General features: G+C 71.2%; 14 protein-coding genes. 7 read left to right on the top strand and 7 right to left on the bottom strand.

Annotated features, from left to right (window positions below; genetic code table 11):
• Nucleotides 1-41: 41 nt before the first annotated feature.
• From MKL01_RS35890 to MKL01_RS32945, 3 genes are all read right to left on the bottom strand, one after another.
• Nucleotides 42-5,195, bottom strand: coding sequence for a S8 family serine peptidase (locus tag MKL01_RS35890; RefSeq protein ID WP_313901504.1), 5,154 nt, complete (start codon nucleotides 5,193-5,195; stop codon nucleotides 42-44).
• A gap of 1,141 nt (nucleotides 5,196-6,336) precedes the next feature.
• Complete coding sequence (locus MKL01_RS32950) at nucleotides 6,337-6,792, bottom strand: hypothetical protein (protein WP_243909376.1); 456 nt, start codon at nucleotides 6,790-6,792, stop codon at nucleotides 6,337-6,339.
• Between the two features lie 190 nt (nucleotides 6,793-6,982).
• Complete coding sequence (locus tag MKL01_RS32945) at nucleotides 6,983-7,126, bottom strand: hypothetical protein (protein WP_243909375.1); 144 nt, start codon at nucleotides 7,124-7,126, stop codon at nucleotides 6,983-6,985.
• Between the two features lie 162 nt (nucleotides 7,127-7,288).
• On the opposite strand from MKL01_RS32945, the gene MKL01_RS32940 reads away from it, so the two are divergent.
• A complete protein-coding gene (locus MKL01_RS32940; protein ID WP_243909374.1) occupies nucleotides 7,289-8,572 on the top strand; it encodes a cytochrome P450 in 1,284 nt (427 codons plus the stop codon).
• A gap of 47 nt (nucleotides 8,573-8,619) precedes the next feature.
• Here MKL01_RS32940 and MKL01_RS32935 read toward each other — a convergent pair whose 3' ends face one another.
• Genes MKL01_RS32935 through MKL01_RS32925 form a run of 3 tightly spaced genes read right to left on the bottom strand, consistent with a single transcriptional unit; the run spans nucleotide 8,620 to nucleotide 9,884 of the window.
• Nucleotides 8,620-9,039: a hypothetical protein gene (locus MKL01_RS32935; RefSeq protein WP_243909474.1), complete on the bottom strand. Its 420-nt coding sequence runs from the start codon at nucleotides 9,037-9,039 to the stop codon at nucleotides 8,620-8,622.
• A complete protein-coding gene (locus MKL01_RS32930; RefSeq protein ID WP_243909373.1) occupies nucleotides 9,036-9,431 on the bottom strand; it encodes a phage holin family protein in 396 nt (131 codons plus the stop codon). Before MKL01_RS32930 ends, MKL01_RS32935 begins: the two co-directional genes overlap by 4 nt.
• A 9-nt stretch (nucleotides 9,432-9,440) precedes the next feature.
• Nucleotides 9,441-9,884, bottom strand: a complete 444-nt coding sequence (locus MKL01_RS32925) for a hypothetical protein (protein WP_243909372.1) — start codon at nucleotides 9,882-9,884, stop codon at nucleotides 9,441-9,443.
• A gap of 445 nt (nucleotides 9,885-10,329) precedes the next feature.
• Here MKL01_RS32925 and MKL01_RS32920 point away from each other — a divergent pair, with 445 nt between their 5' ends.
• The 3 genes from MKL01_RS32920 (at nucleotide 10,330) to MKL01_RS32910 (ending at nucleotide 11,839) form a co-directional block, all read left to right on the top strand.
• Nucleotides 10,330-10,557: a hypothetical protein gene (locus MKL01_RS32920; protein WP_243909371.1), complete on the top strand. Its 228-nt coding sequence runs from the start codon at nucleotides 10,330-10,332 to the stop codon at nucleotides 10,555-10,557.
• Nucleotides 10,554-11,255, top strand: coding sequence for a L,D-transpeptidase (locus MKL01_RS32915; RefSeq protein WP_243909370.1), 702 nt, complete (start codon nucleotides 10,554-10,556; stop codon nucleotides 11,253-11,255). Before MKL01_RS32920 ends, MKL01_RS32915 begins: the two co-directional genes overlap by 4 nt.
• Before the next feature lie 302 nt (nucleotides 11,256-11,557).
• The gene (locus MKL01_RS32910; RefSeq protein ID WP_243909369.1) at nucleotides 11,558-11,839 is read left to right on the top strand and encodes a hypothetical protein; all 282 of its coding nucleotides are present in this window, start codon (nucleotides 11,558-11,560) and stop codon (nucleotides 11,837-11,839) included.
• Between the two features lie 136 nt (nucleotides 11,840-11,975).
• Here the strand turns inward: MKL01_RS32910 and MKL01_RS32905 are convergent, their stop codons facing one another.
• On the bottom strand, nucleotides 11,976-12,221 hold the full coding sequence (locus MKL01_RS32905; protein ID WP_243909368.1) for a hypothetical protein: 246 nt from the start codon (nucleotides 12,219-12,221) through the stop codon (nucleotides 11,976-11,978).
• 298 nt (nucleotides 12,222-12,519) lie between these two features.
• Here MKL01_RS32905 and MKL01_RS32900 point away from each other — a divergent pair, with 298 nt between their 5' ends.
• The 3 genes from MKL01_RS32900 to MKL01_RS32890 are packed head-to-tail and all read left to right on the top strand — an operon-like array spanning nucleotide 12,520 to nucleotide 13,727.
• On the top strand, nucleotides 12,520-13,269 hold the full coding sequence (locus MKL01_RS32900; protein ID WP_243909367.1) for a sigma-70 family RNA polymerase sigma factor: 750 nt from the start codon (nucleotides 12,520-12,522) through the stop codon (nucleotides 13,267-13,269).
• Between the two features lie 10 nt (nucleotides 13,270-13,279).
• Nucleotides 13,280-13,546: a hypothetical protein gene (locus MKL01_RS32895; protein ID WP_243909366.1), complete on the top strand. Its 267-nt coding sequence runs from the start codon at nucleotides 13,280-13,282 to the stop codon at nucleotides 13,544-13,546.
• On the top strand, nucleotides 13,530-13,727 hold the full coding sequence (locus MKL01_RS32890; protein ID WP_243909365.1) for an energy transducer TonB: 198 nt from the start codon (nucleotides 13,530-13,532) through the stop codon (nucleotides 13,725-13,727). The genes MKL01_RS32895 and MKL01_RS32890 overlap by 17 nt, the downstream gene beginning before the upstream one ends.
• Nucleotides 13,728-13,902 lie beyond the last annotated feature (175 nt).

The following is a 13,902-nucleotide window of genomic DNA, read 5'->3' as shown; positions in this document are numbered from 1 at the left end:
CCTGCGACGCGCCGATCTGACCTCGCCCCGGTCGCCCGGCCTCAGAACCGGTACGCGAGGGTGCCCCTGGCGGCGTGGTCCTGGGCGCGGGCGCCGACCTGGCCGGTGTAGGACACGCCGACGCTGAGGCCCGGGGCGAGCGTGGCGGCGAGCCCGGCCTGCGCCACCAGCGCGTCCCGGTCGACCGGCAGGCCCGCGCTGGCGAACCGGGCGCCGGTGCCGCGGAACGCCAGGACCTGCGGCAGCGCCACGTCGCCGAACGCCCGCCGGTAGCCCACGAGGCCGGTCACGAAGACCGGACTTTCATCCCCGAGCGGCGCCTCTGCCCGCAGCCCCGCCGTGGCGGTCGGCAGCAGGCTGGCGCGCGCCGGACCGGACAGGGCCGCCGCCCCGCCCCCCTCGGCGAAGCGGTCGCGCCCCAGCGCCACCGCGCCCGCCCCCACGAACGGCTCCAGCACCGCGCCCGACCCGATCCGGATCCGGTAGCCGGCCTCGCCGAAGCCCTGGAGGCTGCGCCCGCCCAGGCGCGCCGTGGGCGTGTCGGTCAGCCCCGGGAACGCCACCACCCGGCGCAGCCGCGCCGGCTCGTCGGCGGCGAGCGCCCCGAACCGCAGGACCGCCGGGCCGGCCGCGAGGCCGCCGTAGACGCCGCCGAAGGTGCTCGCCAGCGTGCCGGTCTGGACCTGGCCGGGGCTGGCGAAGCTGGTCTCGACATGGCCGCCCACGGCGCCCAGCCGCAGCCCGCCCGCGCCCCGGGCGTCCAGGCGCGCGTCGACGCCCATGCCGACGCCCATCACGAACCCGGCGGTCTGGCGCGACAGCCCGGCGGCGCTGCCGTCCCCGCGCACGGAGCCGAGGCTGCCCAGCCCCTGGCCCCACAGGCTCACCGGCTCCGGCGGCTCGATCCGCGCCGGGACCCCGCCCGGCGCCGGCGGCCGGGTGGTGTAATCCCGCAGCGCGGGGGCGCCGCCCCAGCGCAGCCGGTCGAGCACGGCCTCGCGGGCGAGGTTGGCGGTGGCGAAGGCGGTCGAGGTCAGGCTGGCATGGCCGTCCCCCGCCAGGGCCCTGAATGCCCCCCGGGCCTGCGGCGCCGACAGGGTCGCGACCGCGTCGTACAGCGCCGAGCCGACCCCGCCCGCCTGCACCGCCCCGGCGACCGCGCGCTGGTCCCGGGTCTGGGCCACGGCGGCGAAGTCGAGGTCGTTGCGCGCCAGGGTCAGGATCACCGCGTCGGGGGCGTAGGCCAGGAACGGGGTCAGGAACGCGAAGTTGCTGGTCACCCCGGCGAACCGGCCCTGGACGCCGCCGGCGGCGGTGAGGATCGCGTAGCGGGTGCGCGGGGCGTAGGCGCCGGTGCCGGCCTGGGCGTCGACCCGCGCCCCCGTGACGGTGGCGGTGCCGCCGACGTCGATGCGGTCGGCGCGGCCGTCGGCGGCGGCGTCGACCCGGTAGACCGATCCGGGGGCCAGGGTGAGGGCGCCGGCCACGGCGATCCGCCCGAGGGCGCCCGGGGCGGCACCGGGGGCGACCACCGCGCCGGCGCCGAGGCTCAGGCTGGCGAAGCGGCCGTCGCCCGAGAGCAGGCTGCCGGGCCCGGCGGCGACGGCGGCGTTGGGCAGGGCGCCGGTGACGGCGAGTTCGCCGCCCAGCACGCTGACCGGCCCCGACAGGGTGCTGAGGCCCGAGAGCGTCAGCGTGCCGGCGCCGAGCTTGGTCAGGCTGGTCGGGCTGCCGCCGTCGACGATCTGGCCCGCGTAGGTGGTCGAGCTGCCGTCGGCCCCGACCGTGAGCCGGCCGTTGCCCAGGACGGCGGCGGGGTTGCCGCCGTCGAGGGCGCCGACCGCCAGGGCGGTGGTGCCGAGATCGAGGGCGCCGTTGTTGGTCAGCCGGGTGATGCCGCCGGTGGCGCCGGTGAGCGCGATCAGGCCGCCGGGGGCGTTGGTCACGGCCCCGGCCAGGGTGCCGGCGGCCTGGACGAAGCCGGTGTTGTCGAGGCCGCCGGTGAGGGTCCCGGTGGTGATCAGGGTGCCGGCATTGGCGAAGGGCTGCGACAGGGTCGCGAAGCGGCCGGTGTTGACCAGCGTGGCGCCGGCGGCGTTGACGGCGTCGGCGGTGTAGGTGCCGGCATTGACCACGCGGCCGGTGTTGACGAGGTCGTCGACCACGCTGGCGTCGGCCGCGACGGTGAGCAGGCCGGCATTGCCGACGCCGCCCGCCACGAGGCGGCCGCCGCCCGCGACCGTGACGGTGCCGGCGTTGGTCAGGCGCCCGGCGAGGCTGTAGCGGCCGGTGACCGAGAGGCTGGCGCCGGCGGCGTTGGCGAAGCCGGCATCGCCGGTGACGGGTCCGGTGACGGCGATCTGCCCGGCATTGCGCACGGGCCCGTCGAGGGCGCCCGCCGTGGCGGTGAGCGACCCGGTGTTGGTCAGGCCGCCCGCGACGGTGCCGCGGGTAAGGGTGGTGCCGGCATTGGTCAGGCCGCCGGCGAGCGTGCCGGCGTTGGTGAGGGTGGTGCCGGCCAGGGTCACGACCGGGGCGACGAGGCGGGCGGTGTCGGTGAGCGCGAGGGTCCCGGCCGCCACGGTGGCGAGGCCGGTGAAGCTGTGGGCGCCGGTGAGCGTCAGGGTGCCGGGGCCGCGCTGGACCAGGGCCCCGGGGCCCGAGACGGTACCGGCGAAGGTGAGGTCGTCGCTGCGGTTGAACGCCAGGGTGCCGGCATCGGCGACGTCGCCGACGAGGCTGCCGGCGGTGCCGCCAGCGCCGACCTGCAGGGTCCCGGCCGCGATGGTGGTGCCGCCGGCATAGGTGTTGGTGCCCGTGAGGGTCAGGGTGCCGGCGCCGGCCTTGATCAGGCCGCCGGCGCCGTCGAGGGTGCCGGCGAAGGTGGTGGAGCTGTCGTCGCCGCCGGCGGTGAGGCGGGCGCGGCCGAGGGCGACGCGGCCCTGGCCGGCCAGGGACCCGACGGTCTCGCTGTCGGCGAGCGCCAGGGTGGCGCCGGCGGCGAGCGTGACGGCGCTGCGATCGCCGATCGCCTGTCCGCCGCGGGCCTGGAGGGTTCCGGCGGCGACCAGGGTGGGGCCCGCATAGGTGTTGGTGCCTGTGAGCGCGAGGGTGCCGGGGCCGAGCTTGGCCAGGCCGCCGGATCCGGCGAGCGCCTGGGCGAGGGTGAAGGTGTTGGCCGGGTCGGCGATGTCGAGCCCGCCGCCGTTCCGGCCCCAGGTGATCGGGCGGGCGGTGGCGGTGAAGGCGGTCCCGGTGACCTGCAGGGTGCCGCCGTCGAAGGTCAGCGGCCCCCCGGCGGCGCCGAGATTGGCCTCACGCGCCACCGACAGGGTCCCGGCCGCGATGGTGGTGCCGCCGGAATACGTGTTGGTGCCGGTGAGCGTGAGGGTGCCGGCGCCGAGCTTGATCAGGCTGCCCCGGGTCGGAATGCCGGCGAAGGAGGCCAGCCGGGCTGTCTCGACCTGAACCTCGGTCTGCCAATCCCCCGCCGCATCCGCCGCGGCCTGCCTGTAATGCGCATCGGTCAGACGAGACAGGTAGATGGTGAGCTGGCCGCCGATGGCCGTGCGGTACGAGGGGTCCTGGGTCGGCCAGATCGAGCCGAGTTGATTGATTCCGATGAAGGTCGCCAGGACCTTGTCGGCCAGTGGATTGGCCTCGATCGCCCGGAGGGCGTCGCCAACGGCCTGGTCGTCACCGTTCTGCAGGGCGTCCGCCGCGGTGTCGAGGACGGCCTGGGCGGACGGGATCGCGGCCAGGAGCGCCGGGAGCTGCATCTGCGGGTCGCGGGCGGCCCTGTGAACCGGCCAGGCGGCAGCCTCGGCGGCATTTTCCTGCTGACGCTGGATCAGCGCGTCCTCGGATATGGCGTTGGACCACGTGTCGGAGGTTCCACCCGAAAGGTTGGCGGCGACGACGCCGAGGAACTGGCCGGGCCCCCGCATGGCCTTGGCGAGGTCGATCACGCCCCAGCCCCAGACGGCGTTGGGCGCGCCGGGATTGGCATCGGGCACGCCGTCGACGGCGTCCCGGTGGAAGGCGGTGGTGAGCAGGACGTCCCGCGTCTGCTCGTTGGTCATGTAGGGGAAGCGCTGCATGATCAGCGCCAGGGCTCCGGTGGCGTGCGGGGCCGCCATCGACGTGCCGCTGATCGCCGTGTAGCCGGTCTGATTGTTGGGATCGATGTTCCAGTCCGGGGCATCCCAGGGGGCGCCCGGCGTGTGGGGCGGAACGGCGCTGAGGATGCCGCTGCCGGGGGCGACGACGTACCAATACTTGTCGACGCCAGCCTTGTTGGAATAGCTGGCTATCGTGAGACTTTGCGGGCTGTAGTCGGCGCTGTTGGTCTGCTCGCCTCCGCCCACGGCCAGCCATCGGCTCTCGAGTTCCGGCCGGAAATAGGGCAGCGAGGCGCGGATGTCGGAATTCTTGTAGGAGGTATTGCCCGCGATCACGACTTGGATGACGCCGTACTTCTGCGTCACCTCGTCCATCGCGTCGAGGAGCGTCTTCTTCCCGGAAAATGTCGCGTAGGCGCGGAGCAGGCCGGCGGTCGTATTGTACTCGTCCTGCACCGGGGGATCGCCCCAGGACGTGTTGATCGCCCGGGCGCCCGTCCGCGCGATCGTCTCGTAGGCGTTCCTGAAGTAGGCGTAGTCGATGTTGGCGCCATGCCGCGAGAAGTCGATGGTCTTGGTGTTCGCGACGTAGACATCGGCCTCGAAGGCGACACCATGCATGCCGGTACCGTCGCGGGAGGCTGCGATCGTCCCGCTGACATGGGTGCCGTGCGGATCGTTGTAGGTGGGGTTGTACGTGCCCGGCACCGTATAGGGCTGCCCTTTGCTGAAGACGCTCCAGGGCGGCGAATTCCATTCCGGGTTCCCGTTGGAATCCATGAGGTAGAACCCATCCGATCCGAAGGTCCCCGTCAGCGTCACCGGCCGGACCCGCCCGTCGGCGAATTCCGGGTGGGCCGCATAGACCCCCGAATCGACGACCCCGACGGTGATGCCCAGGCCGGTGTAGCCGGCCGCGTAGGCGTCGGCGGCGCGCATGGCCTCGAGGCCCCAATCGGCCCGGTATTCCTGGCTACGCCACGAGGCGGGATCCGTCGTCGGCAGGCTCTGGGCGAGGGTCTGGTGCGAGAGGCCCGCGCCCAGCGCGGCCAGCCCGAGGGTCGACCACCACACGACGGATCCCGTCCGCGGTCCGGTTCCGGTCCGGGCTGCAGCGTCGAGACACGTTGTTCTGCGCACGAGCTGCCGTCCTGAATTGAACCAATCGGCCATGGGTCCGTCTTTCTCGAGATCATCGAGACTATACCGGCGCACAGGGTGCCGGTCCGAACATCATTTGTCGGACCGTGCGCGGACAAAATTCGGGAATCAATCGGGGATAAATGACTTTTCATCAATGCTTTAAGTAAAAAGTATTTTGAAACGGAAAAAGTATCTTTGGCTTAGAGACTTCATTGCTCTTGGATGCGCAGCCGGCAATTCATAGAATTGGCATATATCTTGCTTGTATTTTCATGGTCCGCGGCGCGATTCGGACAGCTCCGCCTCGGCCCGTGCGCACAATTCAGCGACCTTCGTCGCATTTGCGCAACACCTCGAGCCAAGCCCCGTACCGCCGGGATGGTGAAGATCGTTCGAGCTGCCCGTCTCCGATCGCGCCACGCAGCGGTGGTCGCGAGACGGTCTCCGCCTCAACGCTTTGGTGGACGCGGCCCTCGCCGTCATCATGCCCGCGGACCGGTGAACGCGGCCACGCGACGCCGGGCGCCGTGGCGCCGACTGTCGATGCGAACGGTCCGATCGGAGCGGCCTCGATACGTCCCGGCATCCATTTCAGCAGCACAGGGACGGCACGCACGAGCGGGTTGTGCTGCGGCGTCTGGTCAAGCGCGACCCGACGCTGGTGCTCTTCGCACAAATGCCGCCGGTGCCGGAGGCGTGCGGCGGACCACCGGGCTGGCCGGCTTCAGGCGCCGTGCCGTGACGTGTGCCTGAGCGCGGCGTAACCGGCCAGGCCATAGGTCTGCCGAGGCGGGAACGACGCGGCCGACGCCGCACCCCCGGCGATGCGATCGCCCAATCCGACCCGCTCCGGCTGGGGTCGGGACTGCGCCGCGGGCCGGGGCTGACCCCGATGATCTGCGGATGCCCGACGGCCACCCCGCCATCGGCCGGCACCGGCTGGGCTGCATCACCCGCGCGCGCTCCGATGCCGCGCAGCCTGCCCTTGGCCGGCGCCGGCAGGCGGTAGGACGACGCGCTCGCGCGGTGGCGCATCGCGTTCCTCGGATCGGCCGAGGCGCGCCGCCGCCCGTCAGATGCCGACGCTGGCCGCGCCCGCATCGGCGGCCTGCTGGACGGTGGCCCCGTCCCGCAGCGCCATCGCGATCGCCGTCGACATGGTATCGACCGCGGCGGCGCGATCCTCGCCGTGATCGTAGGCGCTGTTGCCGCCCGTGCTCAGCCGGGCGTGGTAATTGTCCGGGAAACTCTTATCGACCCGCGTCTTCAGCAGTTTCGTGGCCGCGCGATAATCGGCCTCGAAGTTCCTGGCCCGGGCGGCGGTCTCTCCCTCGTACAGACCCGCCTCCTTGCGTTTCGCCATCGAGCGGCTCCGCCGGCTGTCCCCGCCACCGGAGAGGAACCGTGCTATCTTGGAGATCAGCCAAACGAGCGTGTTCATCGTGGTTCCCTGATGGTGCAGCGGCGCATGCGCCATCTCGGAGAAGACAACGCGCGAGAGCCGCCTTCGACCCTGCGGTGCGGCCATGAGGCCTGCCGGGCCGCGCACCCGCGTTCGGACCGTGCGCCGGATCGCCTGGCGCTTCCGCCGCCGCATCGCGCTTGCACGCGACCGGCTCGGCCCCAGTCCGATCGCCGGGGAGCGGGGCGATGGCGGCGGCATCCGGACTGTTCGGTCATCCCCACGGGACGCGTCCGGAACGGAGACCGGACCGCGCTCACAGGGGGCGATGTTCGGAGGCCGGGATCGACGCCAGCTGGCCGTTGGCTCCACCCACCGCCACGACGCCGAGGCCCGGAGCGGCCTGGGACGCGGCCGGGCGGTTCGGAACCAACACGTACGGCCGCGATTGCCACCTCATGTCCGCTCCCGCCCCGCCCCTCGGTGTCCGCCTGAGCGTCGACGTCAACCTGTCTCGAGCCCGGGACCGTGACCGGGCGGTCCGTCCGCATCCGGGGGCCGGAGGCGCCGGCCCGGTCCCCGCCCCGGACCCGTCCTCCTGACGTCAACGCGCGGACACACCATGGCAGACACGAGCCTTCTCGGGCAGATCAAGGACTTCGCCAATCGCGCCGACCCGTACCCGCTCTACGCCCGCCTGCGGCAAAGCCCGGTCTCGCGCCAGGACGATGTCGGTGAACCGAACGGGTCGTCAGGCGACGGAGCACAGGGCGTGTGGGTGGCGGCGAGCCACGACGCCATCATGCGCCTGCAGAACGACCCGCGTCTCAGCGTCGAGACCCAGCCGCCGACGAAGCGTCCGTCTACGGGCAACCCGGTCACCGATTACCTCGTCAATCCGATCAAGAACCGCATCACCGACCGACATCAGCCGTTTCTGTTCCGCGACCCGCCCGAACACGACCGCCTCCGCGCCGCCACCGTTCGCCACTTCACGCCCGAACGCGTTCACAGGATGCGCGCGCGCTCCGAGCGGCTCGTCGCCGAGATGCTCGACCGCAAGATGGGCGCGGGCGAGATCGACGTGGTCGACGACCTCGCCTATCCGCTGCCGGTGGCGGTGATCTGCGAGTTGTTCGGCGTGCCGGGCGGGGACGAGACGCGGTTTCACGATTGGTCGAGCCAGCTCGCGACCGCGGTCGAGCCAGGGGTCGCGGTCGGCGAGGAGACCCGTATCGAGAATGCCCGGACCTTCGATGCCATCTCCGACTATCTCACCGACCTGATCGCCGAGAAGCGTCGCCGACCGTGTGACGATCTGCTGTCCGGGCTGGCCAACCAGGCCTCCCCCGACGGCGGCCGGATGGGCGACTTCGACCTGATCTCGACCGCGATCCTGATCCTCGTGGCCGGCCACGAGACCGCGGTGAACCTGATCGGAAACGCGTGGCTCGCGCTGATGCGCCACCCGCGCGAGTTGGAGCGGCTGCGTGCCGACCCGAGCCGCGCGCCCCGTGTGGTCGAGGAGGTCATGCGCTACGATCCCCCGGTGCAGCTCGTCAGCCGCAAGACCCTCGGCGCCATCGAGATCGCCGGTACCACGATCCCCGCGGGCGAGGCGCTCGTCCTGATGCTCGCCGCGGGCAACCGCGACCCGGCCGCGTTCAGCGAACCGGACAGGTTCGATCCGGATCGCGTCGGCACGCGCCACCTCGGCTTCGGCGGCGGCCTGCATTACTGCGTCGGTGCGCCCCTGGGCCGGTTCGAAGCCGAGGCCGCGCTCACGGCGCTCGCGCGCCGCCTGAAGGCTCCGCGCTTGGTCGAGGACCCCCCGCCCTACCGACGCCCGGCGACGCTCCGCGGACCGGAGCACCTGCGGATCGCCGTGGAAGGGATCCTCGACTGACCGCCGAGCGCGGCAGCGCCCGGCGCCGAGGCGCGTGACCGATATGCCTACTTGGTGATGCGGACCGAGACGGGATCGCTGCCGGGGAAGCTCTCCTCCAGCGCATCGTCGAGCCGCGCGTGCATCCGGTCCGGATGGTTCTCCGGCAGATGGCGATCCGTCGTCGCCCCGGTCGATCCCGAAGGAACAATCGCCAGACGCCGGCGGTCCGCCGCCGTCCGGAAGGCCTCGTAGACCAGCAGACCGAACCCGGCCGCGATCAGCAGCGCCGGCACGGGGTTGATCCGCACCTCGTCGACGAGGCGCTCGACCGTCTTGCCGGCAGCCTGCCCCGATCTGCGCAGGTCGGCCAAGTCGCGCGGGATCCCCGGCTGGTTCAGCCGGGCCTGCAGATCCGCCAGCGTTCGGTCCAGCCGCCCGCGGCTCGCTTCGACATCCCGCTCCAGATCATCGGGTGCGTTGTTCATGCGTCTCTGCGCTCCGTGAGAACCTGTGCGTCCTGCCTGACCTGCCGCTCCGTGCGCCTGGGTTCAAGCGTCGCGAGTGACGCGTTGCTGCGCCCGAGCAGTCCCAGACCAAGGGCGAGGAGCAGAAAGACTCCGCCGACGATCAGCGCTGCGAGCGCATCCGACTGCACGAGGACCGCGACGCCCTTCACCAAGGCCAGGAGCAACGTGAACAGGCCCGTGATGGCGAGCACGGCCGCCATGAGCAGGAGGCCGAGGCCGAGGGAGATGCGATGGAGGCCCTGCGCCATCTCCGTGCGGAACAGCGCGATCTCGCTGCCGACGAGGTCCCGCAACTCGCGGACCGCGTCGCCGACCAGCGTCGGGATGCTCCGTATTCCAGGATCGGCCATGGCGTCCTCCTAGAGGTCGGGTGTCGGGAAGACGTCGACCGGAACGATCGCATGGGAGCGGGGAATCGGCCGGGCTTTCTGCGCGTTCAGGGTCCGGAACAGCGCAAAGCCGGCCATGACCGCCACCGCGGTGGCCAGAGCGGGGCGCCGCCGCGCCGCCGCGTGGACCTCGTCGTACATCTCGCCGAAGGAGCGGCGCGCGATGCTCTCCGCCAACGCGTCGACGCCGAGCGCGGCCTGATCGAAGAACTCCTTCAGCTGCGGCAGCCCGTCGAAGCCGGTGCCGGTGTCGCGGATCGCGTCGCCGACATCCGACACCAGCCGGGCCGCGTCGGCTTTGCGCTTCTCGACATACCCGTGTGTCTGATCGCGGAGCGTATCGGCAAAACTGCGCGCGTCGTCGCGATCCGGACCCGCGGGGCCTGACCGACCTTCCTGAGTACCGTTCGGCATCGGGCACTTCCTCTGGAATACTCCGGACCAGGGGAACCGCAGGTACCGCCTGCAGTTCCGTGGAGCCGCCGAGACGGCGGGCTCGCAGCCGGGACGGATGGCGCCGACCCCCCGTGGTCGGCGTTCTGAAGTACGCCCGGCACAGGCATGGAGCGGGCAAGTCCACGCGCACGGTGCGTGTCGTTGCCGTCGCGACGGAAGCCGCCGAGGCCGAGGCGCACGATCCGGTCCAGGCCGAAATCCAGGCCGTGGCTGCCCGTCCTGGATCCGACGGGCTCCGGAGCTCTCGGAGCAGGTCAACGCCGATCCGATCGCACTGGCCGTCCCGCGGCGCGTCTGGGCAAGGTCGCCGGAAGTCCCGTCGATGGCGTGGGGTCTGCCCTCGGGCGGCCCGTCGACACCGTCACGCCCGACGAAACCGCCGATTGCTTCGCCGTAGCGGGGCATGAAGCAGATTGAACCGAAAATGCTCCAGTCTCTGGGGAAAGAACGTCCCGAAGCCACTGCCGATGATCAATCCCGGGCGCGGCGGCGTTTTGGCCACACTCTCGACGCAAAGGCCGAGCTTGCCAGCGTACTGGGTATCGACAGCCTCAGCTTGGCAGTGCGCGTGACCAATATGGCTGACGCGTTCTCTGATCCAGAGCAGGATATAGAAAGTCCGGGATCATGATCATAGACGGTGGGCAGGCCGAGACGGGCGCGATCGCTCCGCTCGGAGACCGGGCGAGGCTCCTCAGCCGCCGTTCGTTTCTGGCCGGCTCGGCCGTCGGCATCGGCGCATTGGGGCTCGCCGGTTGCTCGACAACCGATGGCCTGCTCCTCGCCGAGGCGCGGAACACCTATGGGCCGATGCCGAACGAGAAGTTCCCGATCCCGGCAGTCGATATCAGCAAGGTCGATCCGAAGTACTACCGCAGGGCGGTCCGCTACGAGACCAAGGAGGCCGCCGGAACGATCATCGTCGATCCCGGCAACTTCTATGTCTATCGCGTCGAGGGCGACGGGACCGCGACCCGTTACGGCGCCAATGTCGGTCGCGATGGATTTCTGTGGAGCGGTGACGCTTATGTCGGCCGCAAATCCGAGTGGGCGACGTGGACACCGCCGAAGGAGATGATCCGGCGTCAGCCCGAGGCCGCCAAATACGCCCGGGGTATGCCGGGCGGCCTCGACAACCCGCTGGGCGCCCGCACCCTGCACCTCTACCAGAACGGCGCCTACACGCTCTACACGATCTACGCCAGCAGCGAACCGGACACGATCGGTTCGGGTATCACGAGCGGCTGTGTCGGCTTGCTCAGCCAGGACATGATCCACCTCTACGCGCGAACACCGGTCAAGACGAAGGTGGTCGTCCTGCCGGCTTAGGCGGAATCCCCGCCTTGACCCGCGCCTCACGCAGCTTGGACGGATTCCCGTGCCATCGGTCGACCGTCGAGCCGCCGCAAGCGGCAAGGCCCCTTGACGACCGCACCGAAGCTTCGAGCCATGTCGAGCCCGTGTGGTCGTAAGCCGTTCTGTCGCGATCAGCGGCGCGTCGGACGCGGGCCGTCGATCCTCTCGCGCGGCACCAGCCACCGCTCTGATGTCACGGTCGATCCGGTGGATGCCGCCGGTCCCGTGACGGGACCTGCCGCGGATCGATCTGCCGCTGAAGGGAACGTGCGGACGTGAATTCGACAGCCTTGATCACGATGCTGGGCTTCGTCCTCGGTTGGGCGGTCTTGGCGGTCGCCGCGCTCGGCACCGGCCGGCTCGCCACCTTCGCGTTCCTGATCCTGAGCGTGATCGCGCTGTTCCTCTACGTGCCCTGGGTGCGGCTGCGCGTCGACGGGATCGACGGGTCCAGCCGCCCGGTCCGGTTCTGGACCAACGTCGCCATGCTGGCCGTCAGCCTCGCCGCCTGCCTCGCCTTCGGGGTGATGCTCGCCCGGCGGACGGGCTTTCTCTGAGCGGTTCCGGCTCGGGCTCGCTGCTCCCACGGAGTGCGACGCCAGCGACCGATCGCGCGGCGGCCCCGGGGCGCGCGGGACCGTGAGGCTCTGTCCTCCCCCCGGGACCTCGGCGCGGGACGCTTCCCGCCGGGGGTCAATGCTTCGTCAGCGACGCGACAACCGTGCCCTGCTCGAGCGTCTCCGAGAACCGCGCCAGCCGGCTTCGGCTCGGTTCGTTCAGGCCGCCGGCATGGGCGTAGGTCGTCAGGGCGATGCCGACCAGGAACCGGGCCTCCTCCACGGTGACGGCCCGGCCGCTGAGGGTACTGGCGGCGCCGCGCACGGCGAGAACCGCTTCCTGGAAGGCAGGATCGTCTTCGAGTTCCGTCAGTCGGGTCATGCGTGCGGTCTCAGCCTCCGTTCAGGTTTGCGATACGGCCGGCGTGAGCCGGAATTCGCCGGCGCGAGGGCATGTTCGGCCGTGCCATCGATCCGAAGTCTCGGCGGACAGATCTCCACGCGAAAATGCCGCGGCGAGTCCATTCCCTTTACGAGAAGACCCGTCACGATAGCCATGCAACGTATCATCGATCGGTCTCAAGATCAGTGTTTCCGCTGATCCATGTTGCGGCGTGGGCCCGAATTCAGGCGCTAATCGCTTGGCCCATGCTCTCATCCCGCTCCGGTGATCGGCTGTCATGCGCGCACGCTCCTTCGACGATGAGACAACCGACAGGCTGGCGCCCCGGCTCCCCGTCAGCGTCCAGTCTCATCTCGGCCATCTGCTGGCGGCGACTTACGCGCCGGACGCCGCCGAGCCGGCCCTCTCCGATCGCTTCGCCGAACTCCTGAGGCAGCTGCATGCCGCCTTCGGCAAGGCGCTGGACGACCACGAGCGTGAGTTCCAGGCATCGTTGCTGGCGCTGGTGCCGAACCTCCGGCGTTTCGCGCGCTCGCTGCTGCGCAACCATGTCGGCGCCGACGACCTCCTCCAGAACACGCTTCTGCGGGCGTGGCGCTCGCGCGCCAGGTTCACGCGGGGCACCAACCTGGAGGCATGGCTGTTTACCATCATGCGCAACCAGTTCTACAACGAGCACCGCAAGCGCGGCCGCGAGGTGCAGGACGCGGACGGCGTGCAGGCGGAACGCAGGGTCTCTCTGCCCGAGCAGGCGGGCCACCTCGACCTCAGGGATGCGCGCTCCGCCCTCGATCGCCTCGCGCCGTCGATGCGGCGGGCGCTGGTCCTCGTGGCGATCGAGAATCTTACCTACGAGGAGACAGCGGCGGTCATGCAATGTCGCATCGGTACGGTGAAGAGCCGGGTCTGGCGAGCGCGGACGCAGCTCGCGGAGATGCTGGGCTATACCGGGCGCGAAGTCGGCAGCGACGATGTCATGCTGGCCGCGGCCGGTCCGAAGGCGCGCAAGTCCGCGACCGTCTCCTGAGCGCGGCCTGATGGCTCACGGCCGCGCGTCCGGCTCCTGGGCGTCGGGGGGCGCGGTCCCGTCGCGCGCAGGCAGTCCCTGGGGCCGCCTCCCGGCATACGGGCTCGTGCGCGTGGTGGTCGCGCTCGGGCTGCTTCTGGGCTCCTGGGCCGCCCCGGCTCGGGAGAACCCCGGCCGTGCGGTGCGCACCTGGCTCTCGGATCTCGTCACCCGGATCGACGCCGTGGACCGGGCCGCCCGGCGGCCGACCGTCCGGCACCGTGGTGGTCCACGTTGAGGTCGCCGCGGACGGGACCCTGCGGCGGACGGAGATCGAGCGCGGTTCGGGCTTTCCGGAGCTTGATCGACGGGCCCTCCGCGCCGTTCTGGGCGTCGGTCCGCTGCCCGCACCGCCGCCCGCGCTGCTCGGCGGGTCGGGATTCGCCGATCTCAGCATCCCGGTGGAACTCGGCCGCTGACGGCGGGCGGCTCGGATCGGCGGCTCTGTGACGATTGTCAGTCTGAGACGAGGCGCCCCCGCGCCAGGAGTCTGGTCCGCGCCCGGGTTCGGCGCGACCGCGCGAGGACGGCCGTATACCCGCACGCGACGGCGTCCATAAGGCCCGGCCCTCGGCAGCGCGACCGAAAAATCGA

Source organism: Methylobacterium sp. J-070 (genome assembly GCF_022829385.1).
In the GTDB taxonomy this organism is placed as follows: domain Bacteria; phylum Pseudomonadota; class Alphaproteobacteria; order Rhizobiales; family Beijerinckiaceae; genus Methylobacterium.
The sequence above is the reverse complement of the archived record's forward strand: the minus strand, read 5'-3'. Positions and strand labels throughout refer to the sequence as shown.